Below are 18,756 nucleotides of genomic sequence, written 5' to 3'. Positions count from 1 at the left end.
ATGGTCTCGTCCCACGGCACCCGCCCTTCGGGCCTGCAAGCGGCAATCATCGCCTTCTCCATCCGCTTTCCGGGCGTGGTTATCGCTCTCGGGTGCCTACTGCTCGGCTATGGGATCTTCAGCCTGCTCGGCGCCAAATACGACGTCTTTCCGGAATTCGCTCCGCCCCAGGTCAGTATCCAGACCGAAGCGCCGGGCCTGACGCCGGAGCAGGTCGAGATGCTGGTCACCACTCCGATCGAAACTCAGATCAACGGCGTACCAGGTATCCAGAAACTGCTATCGACCTCCATCCAAGGGCTCTCCGTCGTGAAAGTCTTCTTCGATGCCGGGAGCAATATCTATTTAGATCGGCAGGTCGTCGCGGAACGCCTCGCCGTCGCAGCGCAGCAACTCCCGGGAGGGACAAGGGCCCCGATTATGACGCCCCTTACATCGTCCACGGGGGTCGTGCTGGTAGCGGGCCTGACCTCCGACACTCGGTCACTGATGGATCTGAAAACGGTGGCAGAATGGACGATCCGCCGACGACTACTTGCGGTGCCGGGTGTCGCTAACGTTTCAGTCTTTGGCAGCGACACGCGCTCTCTCCAAATCCAAGTCCGACCCGACCAACTCGCGCGCTACCAACTCGGGCTCAATGACGTCCTCACCGCAGCCCAAAAGGCTACGGGCGTGCGCGGCGCCGGGTTCATCGATACGCCCAATCAACGAATCGTCTTTCAGAGCGAAGGACAATCGCTGACGCCCGATCAGCTCGCGCGCACCGTTTTGCTTGCCCAAGGTGCGGCTAGGGTAACGCTTGGCGACGTCGCAAAGGTGGTGGAGGCTCCCGAGCCGCCGATCGGCGCCGCGGCAATCGACGGTAAGCCCGGTATCGTGATGAACGTCGAAGCGCAATACGGATCAAATACCGTGGAAGTTACGCGCGGGGTCGAAGCGGCGCTCGCGGAACTAGCACCCGACCTCAAAGCACAAGAGATCGAACTTCACGCGAATCTCTTCCGCCCGGCAAATTTTATCAACACGGCAATGAGCAACATCCGCAGCTCAATGTATATCGGGGGCGCCCTCGTTGTCATCGTCCTCACTCTCTTCCTCTTCGATTTGCGTACGGCAACAATTGCCGTTGCTGCCATACCGCTTTCGTTGCTCGCCGGCATTATCGTCCTCGAAAGGCTCGGCGGCACACTCAATACGATGACGCTGGGCGGCCTCGCGATCGCCGTGGGCGTGGTAGTGGACGACGCCGTGATCGGGGTCGAGAACATCGTCCGGCGCTTGCGTGAAAACCGGCAGCTTTCCGATCCACGGCCCGCAGCTCGTGTCGTTCTCGACGCCACTTTCGAAGTCCGGGGGCCCGTCGTCTACGCGACCTTCGCGGTGCTCCTGGTGTTTGTGCCAATCCTTCTGCTGCCGGGCATTTCCGGTGCGCTGTTTGCGCCGCTCGGGATCTCCTACAGCTTGGCGGTTTTGGCTTCCCTTGCCGTCGCCTTGACTGTCGTTCCGGCACTTAGCATGGCCTTGCTGGCGCGGCGTGCGAAAGCGGATGAGCCTCCAATCGTTCGCTGGTCCCGTGCGCGTTACGAGGCGCTCCTGTTGCGCATTTCGAACCGGCCGCGCACGGTTATCGCCTTGGCGGCAGCTTTCACGATCATTGGCTGTGCGACCTTGCCGCTGTTCGGCGCTAGCTTCATCCCGGAATTGAAGGAAGGTCATTTCATCATCCACATGTCGGCGGTGCCGGGCACGTCTATCGAACGATCTTTGGCTATCGGGGGGCGCGTAGCGGAGGCGCTTCGGAAGATCCCGACGGTACGGTCCGTAGCGCAACGGGTGGGGCGTGCGGAGCTTGCCGGCGATGTGTACGGAACGCACTACAGCGAATTCGAGGTGGATCTCAAACCTGGCCTCTCAGGGGACGAGCAGGAGAACGCGCAAGCGGATATTCGCCATGCGCTTGCCCGCTTCGTCGGGGTGAATTTTTCAGTCAAGACCTTTTTGAGCGAACGGATCGAAGAAACCCTGTCCGGCTACACCGCTGCGGTGGCGGTGAATATCTTCGGCAACAATCTCGATGTCATCGATCAAAAAGCACAAGAGGTCGCACGCGCGCTCAACGGAGTGGCTGGGGTCACGGAAGTCACGGTGCAATCGCCGCCTGGCCTTCCGCAGTTGACGATCAGGTTACGCAAGGCCGCGCTCGTCCGCTGGGGTTTCGATCCTGTCGATGTCCTCGATACGGTGCGCGCCGCCTATGCCGGCGACACCGTTGGACAAACGTACCAAGGCGATCAGGTCTTCAACGTAATGCTGATCCTCGATCCCAAGGATCGCAACAGCGTCAGCGATATAGGCCATCTCCCGCTTCGGACCCCTGACGGCACGCTCGTCCCACTCAAACAAGTCGCCGATATCTACGAGGACAGCGGCCGCTATCAGATCATGCATCAAGGCGGGCAGCGCATGGCAAGCGTGACCTTCAACATCGCCGGCGGATCAACCGCGGCAGTCGTGCAGGCAGCTCGTGCGTGGATTGGAGCGCAGGTCAAGCTGCCGGCCGGCACCTACATCCAGTTTGCCGGCAGTGCCCAGGCCCAAACCGAAGCGCAGAACAAGCTGATCCTGAATTCCATCATAATCGGCATTGGTATTGTGATCCTGTTGTCCATCGTTACCCGGGGCTGGCGCAATCTTGTACTCGTTCTGATCAATTTGCCGTTCGCCTTGGTCGGCGGCGTCCTGGCGGTGTTCGGCACGGGAGGCCTGCTGACGCTCGGTTCGATGATCGGTTTCGTGACCGTGTTCGGCATCACGGTACGCAACTCAATTCTGATCATCTCCCACTACGAGCATTTGGTCGAGACCGAAGGTATGACTTGGGAACTGCAAACAGCCATCAAAGGCGCGGGTGACCGGTTGACGCCGATTCTGATGACTACACTCGTAACCGGGCTTGGGCTTTTGCCATTGGCGTTTGGCAGCGGAGCACCAGGGCGGGAGATCGAGGGTCCGATGGCCATCGTCATCCTTGGCGGCCTGTTGACCTCGATGGTGCTGAATCTGCTCGTGTTGCCGACCCTAGCTTTGCGCTACGGAAGGTTTGCACCCGTCACGGACGAATTCCATGAGAACCAGCTTGCGACAGCAAGTACACGGGATGACTGAGGTGCCCATCAATGCCTAGGCTAGCTCACCTCAACGCAGGCCTTAGCCGCTGGAAGATGACCCACGGCCTCAATTTCACTGGCCGAAGCGAGACGGGTAAGGCTCGACTCACAACTCGCCGCGCAGCCTTTCCGGCATCTGGAAACGTAAACGACCATTTCAGCGTCGGCCCAAGACGTTCGCCGCTCCGCGTCTTATATCGCTTCTATGAGCACAGGCTCCTCGGCGAAGTACAGAACCAGCCCCTTCCGCGCCACATCGGGATCATCCTTGATGGAAATCGGCGGTATGGCGAACGCCATGGCATTCTCGACCCGCACGAAATCTACGCCATGGGCGCCCGCAAGCTAGACGCTGTTCTTGATTGGTGTGGCGAACTGGCGATTCCTGCCGTTACACTTTGGGTCTGCTCCACGGACAATCTGGAACGCCCGGTCGACCAGGTAGCAGGCATTTTGGCAGCCATCGAGGCAAAACTCTGGGCTCTCGCACACGATCCACAGATTCACTGCCGACGCGTTCAGGTTCAGGCGATCGGCAAGCTCGAATTGTTGCCCGGTTCCGTCATCACGGCGATCCGTGCAGCTCGGCAGTCCACAGCTAAATACGACGGCATGATCCTAACTATTGCCGTCGCGTATGGCGGTCGGCAAGAGATCGTTGATTCCGTCCGCGCTTTGCTGGTGGAGTTGATCCAGCGGAAAGTGACGTTGCCCGATGCCATCAAAGAAGTCACGACAACGGCGATCGGGCGTCACCTCTATATGGCAGGAGAGCCGGATCCGGACCTGATCATTCGGACGAGCGGCGAAATCCGGCTGTCCGGCTTTCTGCTGTGGCAGAGCGCTTACAGCGAATTCTATTTCTGCGATGTCCCTTGGCCCGCTTTGCGGAAGATCGATTTCCTGCGCGCCGTCAGAGATTATCAGCGCCGCAAGCGGCGGTTCGGGAAATGACATGGCCACGCGTCACTACCGACGGAGGTCGCTCCCTTGTCCTTCTTGTCGCATGGTGAGCTCCCCCATCTCATCTCGACCTATGGCTACTGGGTTGTTATCGGGATCGTCGGTCTCGAGAGTATGGGCATTCCCGTTCCCGGCGAGACGACGCTGATCGCTGCGTCCCTCTACGCCGGCACGACCCATCATCTGAACATCTGGTTCGTGATTGCCGCTGCTGCGGCAGGCGCCATCCTGGGCGACAATATCGGCTTCTGGGTGGGGCGCGAGGTGGGCTATCGACTGCTGCTGCGATACGGACGCTATGTCCGGCTCAATGAGCGACGGATCAAACTCGGCCAATACCTCTTCCAGCGCCACGGGGGCAAGGTCGTCTTCTTCGGCCGTTTCGTTGCCGTGCTCCGCGCTCTTGCCGCGTTTCTCGCTGGCGCCAACCGCATGAACTGGCCGCGCTTCCTGGTATTCAATGCCGGCGGTGGCATCCTGTGGGCGACGCTCTACGGGGTGGGCGCCTATTATCTCGGCCAGACGGTAGAGCACTTGGCCAAGCCGATCGGGATCGCGGTCGGCGTGATCGCCGCCATCGTCATCCTCGTCTCGCTTGTTCTCCTGCGCCGGCACGAAGCGCAACTCGAGGACGAGGCCGAACGTGCGCTCCCCGGCCCATTGCGGCCGCCGCGGGTCAAGTAGTCTCGGCCCTGAACGAATGCTCGGGTCCAACTGAAGCAGAGAAAGAAATGGAACGGTTGAACGACACGCTGTTTCTGGCGATCAATGCCTCGGGGCATCCCAATCCGTGGCTCGTTGCCCTAGCCTCGTTCCTTGCGGATGACATCATCTACGGGGTGCCGCTCCTTCTCGCCGCTCTATGGCTCTGGGGGAAAAGAGAGTGGCGCAGCGGTCTGCTCGCCGCGTTTTGCGCGGGCGAGCTGGCTCTGTTCGTCAACCAGATCATTGCGCTGTTTTGGTTCCACCCTCGTCCGATGATGGTGCCGATCGGGCACACCTTGCTGAAGCACGCCGCCGACAGTTCGTTCCCGAGCGATCACGTCACCTTCTTGTGGGCCGTGGGGCTGAGTCTCGCGCTGGAGACGCGGTTGCGCATTGCCGGGCTTTTCCTCCTCTTCCTATCGTTGGTCGTCGCCTGGGCGCGGGTTTTCGTCGGTGTCCACTTCCCTTTCGACATGGTGGGGGCGGTGTCCGTGGCGACCGTCTGCGTCGTCTTATTGCTGCCTCTCCGGACCCTCTTCACGCAGCTCGTCACGCCGAAACTGGCCGAGCCTCTCTATCGATTTCTGTTCGCCAAGCTGATTGGCCGCGGTTGGGTAAGGCCGTGATCCGGATCATATCCGCTCTTGGGAGCGGGATAAGCAGGAATTCGCTATCGCGACACTTGATTTGTAGCGGCCGTGACATAAATCACGTTCATGATCGAGCGCGATGATTGGCTGCTGCTTACCTACAAGGTCCCGCCGGAGCCAGCGCGGCGCCGGATGGCACTGTGGCGCAAGCTGAAAAGCCTCGGAGCGGTATACCTGCTGAATGGGCTCTGCCTTCTGCCGCGCACCGCCGACCATCTTCGGCAGCTTAAGATCTTGGAGCACGAGATCGCCGAGATGGGAGGCGAGGCGGTGCTGCTTGAGGCGACGCCCCTCGATGCCGCCCAGCGCGTCCGGGTGGTCGAACGCTTCCGAGCCGACCGCGACGCCGAGTACCGCGAGCTCATCGAGCGCTGCGACGGCTTCGAGGGAGAGATCGCCCGGGAGGCGGCGGCTGGCAAGCTCACTTACGCCGAGCTCGAGGAGAATGACGAGGACCTGAAGAAGCTAAAGGCGTGGCACGCCAAGATTGCCGCGCTCGACTTCTACCACGCCCCGCTCGGCGCGGAGGCGCAAACCCGCCTCGACCGCTGCGAAACCCTGCTCGAAGCGTTCTCGAAACAGGTCTTCGAGGCGCAGGCCGAGAACGCACCCGACCGGGACGAGGCGCCCCGTTGACGTTTTCAACGACCGCGCTTGTCATCGGTCTCGTTGCCTCGGTCCTCTTGCTGGATGCGCTATGCTGGCGGGGCGTCCGCCACCTCACGCTGAAAGCATCGGGCTGGGCGCCCCGCATCCGCACGTCACGCGCCTGGGCGCGAGTGCGACCGGTCCGCGCCTGGCTGAAGCTGCGGCATCCCCGGTTCTATGCCGTCCTTGCGGTGCGCCTCGATCCGCATCTCTTCACGGGGCTGCCGCTCACACTCCTGGTCGTCGGTGCGATCTACATCGCCGCCCTCCTCGGCGGGCTGATCGAGGAGGTGCTCGAGGCCGGCGGGGTGCTGCGCTTCGATCAGGCGATCAACGCCTTCTTCACGTCGTGGCGGACCGAGCCTCTGCTGGTCAAGGGCTTTCTCTGGATCACCGCGTTGGGCGCCGGCCCGACCCTGACCGCGGTGGCGGTGACGGCGACCGCCTTTCTGTGGGCCGGCGGACGGCGCGGCGCCACCCTGCCGCTCTGGGTCGTTTTCCTCGGCGCGGAGGCGACCACCTGGGCCGGCAAATATGCGATCGACCGACATCGGCCGATGTTCATCGACGCCGTCTCGGCCGCGTCGCCCTCCTTCCCCAGCGGCCATGCGACCGGTGCCATGGCCGTCTTCGGCTTTCTCGCCTATGCGCTCGCCCGCGCGCTGCCGGAGCCGCGGGGGCGCTTCGAGGTCGTATATTGGACGAGCGTGCTGATCTTGCTCATCGGTTTCAGCCGCATCTTTCTCTCCGTCCACTACACCACGGACGTCCTGAGCGGCTTCATGGTCGGCGGTTTCTGGCTGTTGGTCGGCTTCGGTCTTGCGGAGTGGGTTCGGCTGCACGCGTCGAGGGGCACGCCATGAGCGCCCAGCACACGCTCGACTTGATCGTGCGATTCGAAAACTGGGCTTTCCTCCTCGCCTTCGTCGTGGCGTTCGCCGAGTCCTTCGCGTTCGTCAGCCTGATCGTGCCCGGGAGCATGATCCTTACCGCGGCCGGCGCACTCGTGCCGAGCGGTAGGCTCGAGCTGCTGCTGCTCGGCGCCGTGCCAGGCGCCGCGCTCGGCGACGCGATCTCCTACTGGATCGGCCGCCGCTACGGCGTCCGCATCCGGCGAGTGTGGCCATTCAGCCGGTACCCCGCCGTCCTCGCGAGGGGACTGGCGTTCTTCGAGCGGCATGGCGGCAAGAGCGTCTTCATCGGCCGTTTCTTCGGGTCGGTCCGCGCCATCATCCCGCTTGCCGCAGGCATTATGGTGTTGCCGCCCGTCCGATTCTGGGCCGCCAATATCGGCTCGGCCGTGCTCTGGGCGCCTGTCGTGCTCGCACCGGGAGCACTCGTCGGCATGGGTCTCGACCGCCTACTCGAGGCCGGTCTCAGCAGCCAGGACTGGCTGATGCTCGGCGCGCTTCTTGTCCCGGCGCTGGCGGCCGGGTTCCTCGCGATCCTCCTGCTGCGCCGGCAGCGGCAGCGCCACCGGCAGGCTGCGGCGACCGCCGCCCTGCGATCCGCGCCGAGTGCAATCGCAACCTCCAACCCGGGAATACGGCCATGAGACTGACCCTGCTCGCGCTCTTGCAGCGCTTTGCACATGACCCGAGAACCCCCGCCCGCATCCTGGAGTGGATCAACCGCGCCTTCCGGAGTGAGTCCGGCCGCGAGCGTGATTTGGTCATCAACCATCCTGTATCGGCCGGAACACCGTGGGCGCCTGCCACCACGGACGCGTATCTCCGATCTCGGAGTGCCGGAGCAGTCGCTCTGATCTGGATTGGCGGCATCGTCCTGCTCCTGGCGTGGTCGCTGCTGAGCGTGGGCATTTACGGACTTTGGTCTGTGTCCAGCGATTGGCTGCTGGCGCAGTCGATGAGCCTCCGGAAAGACTTGGGCGCACCCATTGTTCTCGCCGAACCGATCACTTGGGCGCTGCACCTCGTTCGGGATTTCGGCGGTCCCATCCTGGCGCTGCTGTGGCTCGCTGTGTCGGCGGCCATTCTCCTTTTGACCGAGCTCGCAGCTCGCCTCCTCGGGCGTCGGAGCCGCGGATGATGCGGAGCCGTCGCCATAGCCATGCGGGGAACCCTGCGGCTGACGCCCCGGCCTCAGCCGGCTCTTCGATTGCTTCCCAATCCGGCAATGTGAGAAGAGCCGTGATCGACCCCGATTTTGCTGTCGAAGCAAGGGGACTGACGACAGCGGAGGCAGGCCGACGTCTCGCAGAGATCGGACCTAATCGGATTCCAGCCCGGGATCGGGAAAGCCTGTGGAGCGAGCTTCTCGAGTCGCTGCGCGAACCTCTTGTGCTCCTGCTCCTCGCCGTCGGCAGCCTCTACGCCGTGTTCGGCGAGCTGCACGATGCCCTCATCGTCTTCGGCGTGATCGGCCTGGTCGCGCTGACGGAGGCGGCCATAGAGTGGCGGGCCGGGCGCGCTGTCGCCGCGCTCTCAGCCCTTGCCGAGCCAAAGGTCCTGGTCTGGCGCGACGGCGCGCTCGCCGACATCCCGATCGAGGCGCTCGTGCCGGGCGACCTGATCGAGCTTCGCGCCGGCTCGCGTGTGCCGGCCGACGCCCGGCTGGTCGAGAGCCAGGATTTAGCCGCTGACGAGTCCCTGGTTACCGGCGAATCGGAGCCCGTGCCCCGCGGAGCCGGCGATCCGGAGTCCGTCGCCCTTCTGGCCGGCACCGCAATCGTGCGCGGCGCCGGCCGCGCGGTCGTCACCGCCACCGGTGCAGCTTCGACGCTCGGGCGCATCGCCGGGCTGGTCGCGGAGACGAAGCAGCCGAAGACGCCGCTGCAGCTGCGCATGGGCGAGCTCGCGCGGACGCTGTTGTGGGCGGCGATCGGCGTCAGTGTGCTCATTCCGCTGATCGGCATTGCCGCCGGGCAATCCCCCAAGGAGATGCTCCTCACGGGCCTATCGCTCGCCTTCGCCACGATTCCGGAGGAGCTACCTGTGCTGATCGTGGTCGTGCTTGGGCTGGGCAGCCTGAGGCTCGCACGCCGCGGCGCCATCGTCCGTCGCCTCGTAGCCGCCGAGACGCTCGGCGCGGTAACTGTCGTCTGCACCGACAAGACCGGCACGCTGACCGAGAACCGGATGGCGCTCACCGACACAATCCCTGCCGTCACCTTGGCCGGGCACCGCGCAACGCCGCCAGAGACGATCGATCGGGTTCTGTGCAGCGCCGCGCTGGCGAGCGAGCCCGCCATGATCGACCCGATCGACCGGGCCATCAGGTCGGCTGCCGAAGGGCACGGAATCACGCGGGCCACCGAGCAACATTTTCCATTCGACCAAACCCGTCGCCTTGCCTCCGGCTACGCGGCGGTCGCCGATGGCCGCGTCGAGATAGGCATCAAGGGCGCGCCCGAAGCCGTGCTTGAGCGCTGCTCGGCTTGGCGCGATGGCGACGGCGTTCGCCCCCTCGACGAGCCGATGCGTGCGACGTTTCTTCGGGCCGCTGCCGAGCGCGGGCGCGGCGGCCGCATCCTCGCGATCGCGTCGCGGATGCTCGCTGCCCAACCGCCCTCGCGCGACGTCTCGGAGACCGAGCTCGTTCTGGAGGGACTTGTCGTGTTGCGGGACCCGGTCCGCGCCGCGGTTCCGGCCGCCATGGCAGCCCTCGGCAGTGCGGGCATTAGCGTCTCGATCATCACGGGCGATCAGCCGAGCACGGCACTGACGGTTGCCGCCGAGGCGGGCATCCGTCACGCACACATACTTACTGGCGCCGAGCTGCAGGGGCTCGACGCCAATACCCTCGCGCGACGGACTGCGGACGGCGCCATCGTGGCGCGAGCGGAGCCGGCGGACAAGCTGCGCATCGTCTCGGCGCTCACCGAGGCTGGCGAGGTCGTGATGGTCACCGGCGACGGCGTGAACGACGCGCCGGCTTTGCGCGCCGCCGCCGTTGGCGTCGCGATGGGGCGGGTCGGCAGCGACGTTGCACGGCAGGCGGCGCAGGTCGTCCTCACCGACGACAGCTTCGCCACGCTGGTCGAAGCCGTGCGCGAGGGCAGAAGGCTCTACGACAACTTCCGCAAAGCGATCCGTTACTATCTGGCGGTCAAGGTCGCCCTTGTGCTGGCGAGCGCGGCGGCGGCGATCCTGGGACTGCCGTTGCCCTTCACGCCGGTCCAGATCGTCGTGCTCGAGTTGTTCATGGATCTCGGCGCCTCGCTCGCCTTCGTCGGTCAGCCCGCCGAGCCAGATGTCATGTGCCGGCCGCCGCGCGACCCCGACGCCCGTTTCTTCGATCACGGCATGGTCCTGGGGCTGCTCGCGGGTGGCGTTACGCTTGCGGCTATCGTCTTCGCCTCCTTCTGGATCGGCCTCGACCGCTTCGGCCTCTCCGGGGCGCGCACGGTGGCGCTCGTGACCTGGATGATCGGCCACGCCGCGCTCGGCCTGGCAATGGCAGGCGGGGTGCGGAACCCAGTCAGCCTCCTGCGAAACGGCGTGCTGCTCATGTGGATCGGCGCCGCCTTCCTCTTCGCGGCCGGCCTCCTCTGGTTTGCGCCGCTGCGGGACGCGCTTCATGGCGCTGCGGTGTCGTTAGACATCGTCGCCATCTGCGCGGGCCTCGCTGCGCTCGTGCCGCTCTGGACCGCGGCGCTTGGACCGCCGCAGCCACCTGCGGCTCGCAACCTGACCGCCTCGCGACCCGCTCCGACGTCCTCTCAGGAACTTCCGTGACCTCAATGGCCACCACCCGTAAGCAATCGCGCGAAGAACAGATCCGCCGCGAGCGACGAGCCGTGCTGGTGGTCAACACGCACTCGCGGCACGGTGCTCGTGCTTATGGGCGCGCCAGGGATCTGCTCGCCAAGCATGGATTCACCCTCGATGCATCCTATCCGGTGCGTGATCCGGTGCGCTTGCAGGAGATCGTGCACGAGGTCGTCGCAGAGGGTCATCGGCTAATCGTGATCGGCGGCGGCGATGGCACACTGAGCTCGGTGGTCGATGAATTCGCACACCGCGACGTCGTGCTCGGGCTGCTGCCGCTCGGCACCGCGAATAGCTTTGCCCGGACGATCGGCTTGCCGCTGTCGCTCGACGGCGCCGTCCAAGCCATCACTCAGGGAAAGGTCGCCGATATCGACCTCGCTCTAGTGAATCAAGACTATTTCTTGAACACGGCGGCACTCGGCATCTCCGCGAGCGTCGCCCGGGCGACGCCGGCTTGGCTGAAGCGTCATCTCGGCGCGCTCGCCTATGGCATCATTGGCGCCGCTAAGTTCCCCTCCCATCGCCCGTTCCGGTGCCGTATCACCGAGGATGGCAGGGTGACGGAGCTCGATGCGCTGCAAGTGATCCTAGCCAATGGCCGGTATCATGGCGGCGTGCTGGTCGCCCATCGTGCCGATGTCGAGAGCCGAGACGTCCTGGTTCAGATCGTCACCGCCGCCAATCGGTGGAACCTCGTCCGCGCTTGGCTCGGCGTGGCGAGGGGCAGGCCGCTCGACATGTCGATCGCGCACGAACTCACCGTTCGAGATGCCGTGCTGGAGACGGACACACCGCAATACGTGTCGGTCGATGGCGAAGTCACGGCCCGGACGCCGATCCGCATCTCAATCGCCGCGGAGGCTTTGAAGCTGATGGTTCCGTTAGAGTTCCAGGATCGAGATTGACGGTCTCATTCAATTTCGGCTCCCACGTGCGGTTAAGCTTGGGCGGCCCCACATCGGACGTGCAACAGTTCGGATCAAGAACAATGTCTAGGCGGGCCAAGTTCCGGCGCACGCGGTTCATGGTGAAACGAACAGAGGCCGCAGCGGTTCGGACGTGGCGCTCGAGGTGGGCGAGGCGTAGCCCTCCCGAGCCCCGTCGCATTACACGATAGAGTAACCGACGACAGAGTCCGGGAAGTGATGAACAACGAATAACCCTCCGATTTTTAGCCGGCGCCACCCGGCGAACCTCTCCTCATCAGAAATTACTTTTGTCCCGTTCGCGCACACGGCATTCCTCATCATGCCCTAGCGTGACGGGAAGGCACGGATCGGTGTCAATCATGCCGCCCCGAACCGGCTTTCAACCCATTCGCTCGAGGTCGAAATTATCCTTCACACCGACTCGACGATCCTGGCAGCGGGACGAGGTAAAATGGCTGATATCAAGTTTCTTACCGCTGACGAAGTAGCGGAACGCTACCGCGGCGAGATCTCTGTGGGAACCCTCAGAAACTGGCGTGCTCAGCGCGTGGGGCCGCCTTTCGTTAAAGTGGGAAAGTCGGTGCTGTACCCCCTACAAGGGCTCGACGAATGGGATAAAAAGAATCTCGTGATCTGTCGTGCCTCGCGCAAACTTGATGTGACTGACCGTGAACAAGAGTGAGGCTCACGCTCGCTTATCGCTTCGCGACGCGTCCGGTCGGTGCCGGTGTTCGAGATGTGACCGCCGATCTTCGAAGAGCTGAGGCGGCGTGCGCATTAGCGCTGAATGAGGATGCGATGAAAACGTAATCACGCTCAATCATCGCGTGACTTCTGCGGATATAAAAACGTCATCAGGAGCAGCTCCGGCCGCGTCCGGTCTCTCAGATCTCGCACAAGTTCGTCTAGCGTTCGCGCGGCACATAATCGCATCCGGATATGGAAGCCTGCCGTTGATCGTCCAAGGAGCGCGAGATGGTCGCGCGCGGCTTTTTAAAATTCGATCCGTCACCAATCGGTCGGTCTTTGAAGGCGCTGTCGCACATGGCGACATTACATGCCCCCGCTGTTGCAGAGGTTCTCTTAGGAGCCGGCAGACGCCTCTGAGTGAAAGCGCAGCAACCGCAGCGCGTTCGCCGTTACGAGCACAGTCGCACCCGTATCCGCGAGGATCGCCATCCAGAGCGACGTCACCCCGAACAGGGTAGTCGCGAGGAAAACACCCTTGAGGCAAAGCGCCAGCGCGATGTTCTGCCAAATGTTGGAAAGCGTCGCCTTCGATAGCCGGATGAGCTCGACCACACCGCCGACACGATCCTTGAGCAACGCCACGTCGGCCGTCTCCAAGGCGACATCGGTGCCGCCGCCCATGGCGATACCGACGGACGCGGCTGCGAGCGCCGGCGCGTCGTTGATACCGTCACCGATCATGGCGACCGGACCGCGTTCTTTTAGCGCGGCAATCTCGGCGAGCTTCGCGTCAGGTAGCAGCTCGGTCTTGGCCTCAAGACCAAGTCCATCAGCGATCGCGTTTCCTGTGCGCTCATTGTCGCCGGTCAGGATCAGCACGCGGACGCCGATCCTCTTGAGCGCGGTCACGGCTTGGGCGGCGTCTCGGCGCGGCTCGTCCCTCAGCGCAATCAGGCCGGCAATGCGCTTGGAAGCGAGCACGACAACGACGGTCTTGCCCTCGGCCTCTAGAGCATCGATGCGGCTGTCGATGGTGACCGGAATCGAGACCACCTCTGCGGCATAGCGGGGCGAACCGACTGACACGAATCCACTCTTTAGCCGTGCCGTCACCGCTTTGCCTGGAACCGCTGTGCTACCACCGAAAGCCTGTGGGATGGAAAGGCCTTTCTTTTCCGCCGCCGAGATGATGGCGAGCCCGAGCGGATGACTGGAACCGCGCTCCACAGCCGCAGCCTTCGCGAGAAGCTCCGCCTCTTCCCCATCGACCGCGACGATGTCGGTGATTTCCGGTCTGCCGACGGTTAGGGTGCCGGTCTTGTCAAAGGCGACCGTCACGACCCTTCCGAGAGTTTCGAGCGCGGCCCCGCCCTTGATCAGCAGGCCGCGCCGGGCGCCCGCCGCGAGACCGGAGGCAATTGCTGCCGGCGTTGAGATGACGAGCGCGCACGGGCAGGCAATGAGCAGCGTCGCGAGCCCACGGTAAATCCAGGTCGACCATTCAGCCGCAAACAGTAGCGGTGGCGCCAGGATGATGAGAGCCGAGACCACCATGGCCGCCGGCGTGTAATAAGCCGCAAAACGATCGATGAACCGCGCGGTGGGGGCCTTCGAACCCTGCGCCTCCTCGACCAGATGGATGATGCGTGCGATCGTGTTGTCAGCGGCCGTTCGTGAGATACGGACGCGAAGGCTGCTGCTGGTGTTAATGCTGCCAGCAAACACGGCATCGCCGGCCGCCTTGGCGATGGGGACCGATTCTCCAGTCACCGGCGCCTCGTCGATGTCGGAATTCCCTTCGATGATCTCGCCGTCGGACGGAATGCGATCACCGGGACGGACGAGGGCGATGTCGCCGACAGCGAGCTTTTCGGCAGGTATCTCGCGCGTCTCGCTTGCCTGTTCGACGAGCGCCGTACGAGGCACCAAGTTCATCAATGCCTTGATGCCAGCCCGAGCCCGGCCTGCGGCGATGCTTTCAAGAACCTCGCCGACAGCGAACAGGAAAACGACCACTGCTGCTTCCTCGGCCGCGCCGATCGAGACGGCGCCGATCCCTGCAACGGTCATCAAAGTCTCGATGCCAAAGGGCGTGCCCGACAAGGCGCCGGTGACCGCCCGGCGCGCGATCGGGACAAGCCCAACAATGGCCGCGCCGAGATAAGCCCAATAGGAAGCGCTGGGAACCGCGATGGAGATTGCATAGGCAATCGCGAGGAGTGCCCCCGTGCCGAGGACAAACACGCCTTTGCGCGTGCGCCACCAGAGCCGATCCCTACCATCGTCTGCGTCGCTCGCTTGCTCCGAGCGAAGCATCCTGGTCCCGGCCGCTGGCAGTGGCGTGAAGCCGAGCGCTCGGATCTTATCCTCGACAACGGCGCGCTTGGTGCGATCTTTGTCGAGACGGAACACCAGGGTTTCGGTAGCGTAGGTCATAGCGATGTCGCTGACCCCGGGAAGGCGCTTTAACGCGTTCTCGATCTTCAGGGCGCAACTGCCGCAGTCCATGCCCTCGACGCGCATCTTGAGCGGATCCCCAACGATTTCCGGTTCCGCAAGCATGGCCACCTCGACTTTTGCGACGCAACCTCCCACATGGACCCTGTAGCAACTACAGGGTCAAGGGCCATGGCTCCAGAGTTTGTGACGATCGGTGAGCTCGGCAAGCTCACAGAGACGAAAATCGAGACGATCCGCTACTATGAGCGGATCGGCCTCCTACCGCCGCCGGCGCGCACAAGCAGCAATTACCGCGTCTATTCCGACGATCAGGTCGGACGACTGAGCTTTGTCCGCCGGGCCAGGGATCTGGGTTTCACGATCGATGAAGTCCGTGAGCTCCTGAGCCTTTCAGACCAGAAAAATCGATCCTGCGGGGCAGTGGATGCGATCGCCCGTCAGCACCTTTCCGACGTTGATCGCAAGATCGCTGACCTGACAGCATTGCGGAGAGAGCTCGACAGCATCATCGGCCAGTGTAGTTGCGGCACCATCGCCGAATGCCGGATCATTGAGGCACTCTCGCCTGTATAGGTTTCAAAGATCCTCGGATAAGTAGAAGCACGGGAGCGACGGATAATCGATGCTGTCATACGCTCACTGGAAATGGCGCTTGCCATGGGATGGAAAATACTCTGGCCGCTGATCCTCGGGTTCGCACTCTCCGCCGTCGTTCAGGTCGTCGTCTCGCATCAGAAGATGAGCCGACTTCTGCTACCGGAAGGACCGATACTCTTGCATGTGCCAAATGCGCGGCCGTTCATCTGAAGAATATGTATTTCACGAGCGCCGTGACTGCCAACAAAAGAACGATGATGACAATCACCCAAACCAGGCCATTCCCCACATCATTGATCCCATGTCGCCCATCATGGCTTGTGCTTTCGATATTAGTTTGACGCGGCGTGCTCCGGTGCGAAGCGAGCACGCAGAGCCGCTGTCAGCTTGTCTGAGATCATGTCCTGGAAGCCTCGGACTACTGCCGACTCAAGCATCGCCCGCTGTGAGACTTCGTCCAACAGGGTTTTAAGGTTGGCGCCGATCCGGCAACCAACATCGACCGCCTCCAAACCAGCAGCCTCGCCAAGCCTTCGACCGCTCGCCAGACATCACCGGGCTCCGATGGGCGAGCACCAGTTCGCGTGAACGGGCCATCGGGTCTCTGTGAGGACGCGACCTAACGGGAATGCGCGGTTCGCGACGGCCCGCTTTTCGTTCGCAAGCATCTCGGCGTTGACCGAGAAATAACAACCGAGATCGCCGGCACGTCGTATTTCGGCCGCCGTCCTGGTAATCCGCAACGCGGACGTGCGGGATCAGCGCAACCCTTAAGAACTCGGTAGTCTTCCTGGAATAGAACACCGGCAAGTACATCAAAGGCCTACGCCGGCAAATCGCGAGGTACCCCGAGCAGCCGCGAGTTGTTGTGCGACGTTAGCTTTGATCTGGCACTTCAAGCGGCTTGGACTTCAAGGGACGACGGGAATGATCCTCGCGAGGGCGCCAGCCGACCGGCAGGATGACTAGGCGGGGAGGCGCGGCCCAAACAGGATGACCGCCGCGCCCACGATGCAAATCGCGGACCCGAGAACATCCCACCGATCCGGCCGAACGTGTTCGACAGTCCATAGCCACAGCAGCGAGGCAAAGATGTAGACGCCGCCATAGGCCGCATAAGCACGCCCGGCGGCTGAAGCATCAACTTGAGTGAGAAGCCAAGCAAAGAGCATCAGCGAAATGACGCCAGGCGCTAGCCACCAGCCCGATCTGCCCTCGCGAATCCAAATCCAGAAACTGAAGCACCCACCTATCTCAAAGAACGCGGCGGCGACATAGACGATTGCGGTTTTGGTCACCGGCACTTCCTTCCGCCTACCGAGCATTTGCCGTCGGCCATCGGTTCCGCCATGTCTTTGAGAATCACACATTCCGGTCCGGGACCGCCGAAGCAGATCGCGTCGCAGCGTTTAATGAAATCGGCCAAGTTGCGTTCAAGGCCTTTCAATTGCGCCAACTTCTCACGCACCGCCTCGAGATGAACCAGCGCGATGGACCGCGCCTCCGTGCACGATCGATCTTGATCCTCCGTTAAGGCGACAAGTGAGCGAACCTGTTCGATCGGAAAGCCGAACGCGCGACATTGCCTGATGAAGGTCAACCGCCTGTTATCGCTGTCGCCATAACTTCGCTGACCACCGTCGCGGCGCGCTGGGACAGGCAGCAGCCCGATTTCTTCGTAATAGCGGATGGTGGGCGCATTCGTGCGGGTGCGTCGCGCAAGTTCGCCGATCTTCATGACACAAGCGGCTCCTAGAAAAAGGGGCTTGAACCTCAAGTTACTTGAAGTTCTATCTTGTGGTGATAGCCGATCGCCAGAAGGAGGAGCAAGTATGAAAGTTCCTGAATCGTCGGTAATACCGATTGCCTGCACGTTGGGCACGGGCGCGTATCAGGAACGCCTCGTCTGGATTGCGGAGCTTAACCGAGCTGCGCTGCAAAGCGTCCGGCGCGAGGGCGCGCGCTTAGTCCTCACGTACGATCCGCGTGCCGGCGCTCGCATTCGCGAGATGGTTCGCCGCGAGCAGGAATGCTGCGCGTTTCTCGCCCTCGAGCTGAACGAACGCGAGAAGAGCTTGACGCTTGCCATCACAGCGCCGGAAGCGGCCCACGACGCCCTTGACGCCCTATTCAATCCCTTCCTGACGGGATCGAAGTCGAGTGGCGGCTGCGGATGCACGACGGTGACAGCACAATGACAGAAACAGCACAATCTGGGGTCGACAGCCGTGGCGCCGCAATCGCCGCATCCGCTGCTGGCGGCGCCGCGACGGGTGCCCTCGCCTGCGCTGTGTGTTGCATTCTGCCATTCGCTTTGCCCGCCGCCGCACTAGCCGTCACCGGTAGTGCATTGGCCTGGCTGGCGAGCATTTATGAAGGATCGATCATCGTTGCTGTTGTGCTCGTCGCGGCCGCGTGGATCTGGGTCGCGCGGCAGTCGTTGCGAACTCGAAAGAGGCCTGCGGCGGCGACCGTGCTGATGATGCTCACAGCGTCAGCGATGCTGGCCGTTGCTTATTTCTGGCCAACGATCGCGCCCTTCGCTGTCGCGGCGCTCACAGCACGCTAACCCGCCGAGCACGCTCGATGGTTCGAGGAGAAGGTGATGACGATTGACGCAGAGAGTGGTGGCCGTTCATGGCCCAAAGCCGCCGGTATCGGCGTCGCGGTCGCCGTAGCCACCGCGATCGTGATGCTCGCACTGGCCTCCGCTGGAGTATCGCCTTTTCCCGAGCCGCCTTCGCTCGCTTTTGCGGAGACCTTGCTGCGCCGACCGCTACCGTTGCCGGTTGGTTTGCTATTCCACATCGCGTACGTGACGTTCTGGTCGGTGATCTTCGTGCGCTATTTCCAGCGACGCAACATCAAGACGGCATTGGCGCTCGCCGGAGCGCTCTGGTTGTTGATCCTCCTTGTCTTCTTCCCAGTTGTCGGATGGGGCTTTGCGGGCATCAACATCAACGCGAAGCTCATTCCGGCATCGTTCGTCCCGCATCTCCTGTTTGGGCTCTTGCTTTGGGGATTGGACAAATATCTGCCGCGTACGGCTTCCAAGCATTCCCGCGCTGTTTGACTCCCACAAGCGGGGGCCGATGTACTGCGCGCCGGGCGGCCGCGGATCTCGCGTGCTCAAGAATATGGTCGCGCCCAAGCGCAGGGGGCGCTATGGCGGAATATCCATTGATCAAGACGCTGTTCAGTTTGGAGGGAA

At 62.9% G+C, this 18,756-nt stretch carries 19 protein-coding genes; 16 read left to right on the top strand and 3 right to left on the bottom strand.

Annotated features, from left to right (window positions below; translation table 11 throughout):
* The 11 genes from HYPDE_RS16930 to HYPDE_RS16880 all read left to right on the top strand — a co-directional run bounded on the left by HYPDE_RS16930 (window position 1) and on the right by HYPDE_RS16880 (window position 12,480).
* Complete coding sequence (locus HYPDE_RS16930; protein ID WP_015599761.1) at window positions 1–3,168, top strand: efflux RND transporter permease subunit; 3,168 nt, start codon at window positions 1–3, stop codon at window positions 3,166–3,168.
* A gap of 257 nt (window positions 3,169–3,425) precedes the next feature.
* Window positions 3,426–4,124, top strand: a complete 699-nt coding sequence (gene uppS / locus HYPDE_RS16925) for a polyprenyl diphosphate synthase (protein WP_244437844.1) — start codon at window positions 3,426–3,428, stop codon at window positions 4,122–4,124.
* 36 nt (window positions 4,125–4,160) lie between these two features.
* Entirely contained in the window at window positions 4,161–4,817 is a 657-nt protein-coding gene (locus HYPDE_RS16920) for a DedA family protein (RefSeq protein ID WP_041320611.1), read from the top strand.
* 56 nt (window positions 4,818–4,873) lie between these two features.
* A complete protein-coding gene (locus HYPDE_RS16915; RefSeq protein ID WP_201764373.1) occupies window positions 4,874–5,464 on the top strand; it encodes an undecaprenyl-diphosphatase in 591 nt (196 codons plus the stop codon).
* A 90-nt stretch (window positions 5,465–5,554) separates the two neighbouring features.
* Window positions 5,555–6,124 carry a Chromate resistance protein ChrB gene (locus HYPDE_RS16910; RefSeq protein ID WP_015599757.1) on the top strand — a complete coding sequence of 190 codons (570 nt, stop codon included), beginning with the start codon at window positions 5,555–5,557 and terminating at the stop codon, window positions 6,122–6,124.
* Window positions 6,121–6,999, top strand: coding sequence for a phosphatase PAP2 family protein (locus tag HYPDE_RS16905; protein ID WP_015599756.1), 879 nt, complete (start codon window positions 6,121–6,123; stop codon window positions 6,997–6,999). Before HYPDE_RS16910 ends, HYPDE_RS16905 begins: the two co-directional genes overlap by 4 nt.
* Complete coding sequence (locus HYPDE_RS16900; RefSeq protein WP_015599755.1) at window positions 6,996–7,691, top strand: DedA family protein; 696 nt, start codon at window positions 6,996–6,998, stop codon at window positions 7,689–7,691. Before HYPDE_RS16905 ends, HYPDE_RS16900 begins: the two co-directional genes overlap by 4 nt.
* Window positions 7,688–8,185: a hypothetical protein gene (locus tag HYPDE_RS16895; RefSeq protein WP_015599754.1), complete on the top strand. Its 498-nt coding sequence runs from the start codon at window positions 7,688–7,690 to the stop codon at window positions 8,183–8,185. Before HYPDE_RS16900 ends, HYPDE_RS16895 begins: the two co-directional genes overlap by 4 nt.
* A gap of 101 nt (window positions 8,186–8,286) precedes the next feature.
* Window positions 8,287–10,833 carry a cation-translocating P-type ATPase gene (locus HYPDE_RS16890; protein WP_051112024.1) on the top strand — a complete coding sequence of 849 codons (2,547 nt, stop codon included), beginning with the start codon at window positions 8,287–8,289 and terminating at the stop codon, window positions 10,831–10,833.
* Between the two features lie 5 nt (window positions 10,834–10,838).
* Window positions 10,839–11,774 carry a diacylglycerol/lipid kinase family protein gene (locus tag HYPDE_RS16885; RefSeq protein ID WP_015599752.1) on the top strand — a complete coding sequence of 312 codons (936 nt, stop codon included), beginning with the start codon at window positions 10,839–10,841 and terminating at the stop codon, window positions 11,772–11,774.
* Window positions 11,775–12,249: 475 nt separating this feature from the next.
* Window positions 12,250–12,480: a helix-turn-helix domain-containing protein gene (locus HYPDE_RS16880; RefSeq protein ID WP_015599750.1), complete on the top strand. Its 231-nt coding sequence runs from the start codon at window positions 12,250–12,252 to the stop codon at window positions 12,478–12,480.
* A 401-nt stretch (window positions 12,481–12,881) separates the two neighbouring features.
* On the opposite strand, the gene HYPDE_RS16875 is transcribed toward HYPDE_RS16880, so the two are convergent.
* The gene (locus tag HYPDE_RS16875; RefSeq protein WP_041321464.1) at window positions 12,882–15,050 is read right to left on the bottom strand and encodes a heavy metal translocating P-type ATPase; all 2,169 of its coding nucleotides are present in this window, start codon (window positions 15,048–15,050) and stop codon (window positions 12,882–12,884) included.
* A gap of 66 nt (window positions 15,051–15,116) precedes the next feature.
* Between HYPDE_RS16875 and HYPDE_RS16870 the strand changes: the two genes are divergently transcribed.
* Together HYPDE_RS16870 and HYPDE_RS19430 are read left to right on the top strand one after the other, a co-directional pair.
* Window positions 15,117–15,521, top strand: coding sequence for a MerR family transcriptional regulator (locus HYPDE_RS16870; protein WP_015599748.1), 405 nt, complete (start codon window positions 15,117–15,119; stop codon window positions 15,519–15,521).
* A gap of 84 nt (window positions 15,522–15,605) precedes the next feature.
* Window positions 15,606–15,755: a hypothetical protein gene (locus HYPDE_RS19430; protein WP_187290843.1), complete on the top strand. Its 150-nt coding sequence runs from the start codon at window positions 15,606–15,608 to the stop codon at window positions 15,753–15,755.
* A 755-nt stretch (window positions 15,756–16,510) separates the two neighbouring features.
* Here HYPDE_RS19430 and HYPDE_RS16860 read toward each other — a convergent pair.
* Together HYPDE_RS16860 and HYPDE_RS16855 are read right to left on the bottom strand one after the other, a co-directional pair.
* Window positions 16,511–16,870 (bottom strand): YnfA family protein, encoded by a 360-nt coding sequence (locus HYPDE_RS16860; protein ID WP_051112023.1) that lies wholly within the window; start codon window positions 16,868–16,870, stop codon window positions 16,511–16,513.
* A complete protein-coding gene (locus HYPDE_RS16855) occupies window positions 16,840–17,283 on the bottom strand; it encodes a MerR family transcriptional regulator (protein WP_015599745.1) in 444 nt (147 codons plus the stop codon). The genes HYPDE_RS16860 and HYPDE_RS16855 overlap by 31 nt, the downstream gene beginning before the upstream one ends.
* Before the next feature lie 94 nt (window positions 17,284–17,377).
* Between HYPDE_RS16855 and HYPDE_RS16850 the strand changes: the two genes are divergently transcribed.
* From HYPDE_RS16850 to HYPDE_RS16840, 3 genes are read left to right on the top strand one after another with little or no spacing between them, the layout of a single operon-like run.
* Window positions 17,378–17,743: a hypothetical protein gene (locus HYPDE_RS16850; protein WP_015599744.1), complete on the top strand. Its 366-nt coding sequence runs from the start codon at window positions 17,378–17,380 to the stop codon at window positions 17,741–17,743.
* Complete coding sequence (locus HYPDE_RS16845; protein WP_015599743.1) at window positions 17,740–18,114, top strand: hypothetical protein; 375 nt, start codon at window positions 17,740–17,742, stop codon at window positions 18,112–18,114. Before HYPDE_RS16850 ends, HYPDE_RS16845 begins: the two co-directional genes overlap by 4 nt.
* A 36-nt stretch (window positions 18,115–18,150) precedes the next feature.
* Window positions 18,151–18,618: a hypothetical protein gene (locus HYPDE_RS16840; protein WP_015599742.1), complete on the top strand. Its 468-nt coding sequence runs from the start codon at window positions 18,151–18,153 to the stop codon at window positions 18,616–18,618.
* Window positions 18,619–18,756: the final 138 nt, after the last annotated feature.

This window comes from Hyphomicrobium denitrificans 1NES1 (assembly GCF_000230975.2).
In the GTDB taxonomy this organism is placed as follows: domain Bacteria; phylum Pseudomonadota; class Alphaproteobacteria; order Rhizobiales; family Hyphomicrobiaceae; genus Hyphomicrobium_B; species Hyphomicrobium_B denitrificans_A.
This window is presented reverse-complemented; position numbering and strand designations above follow the sequence as displayed.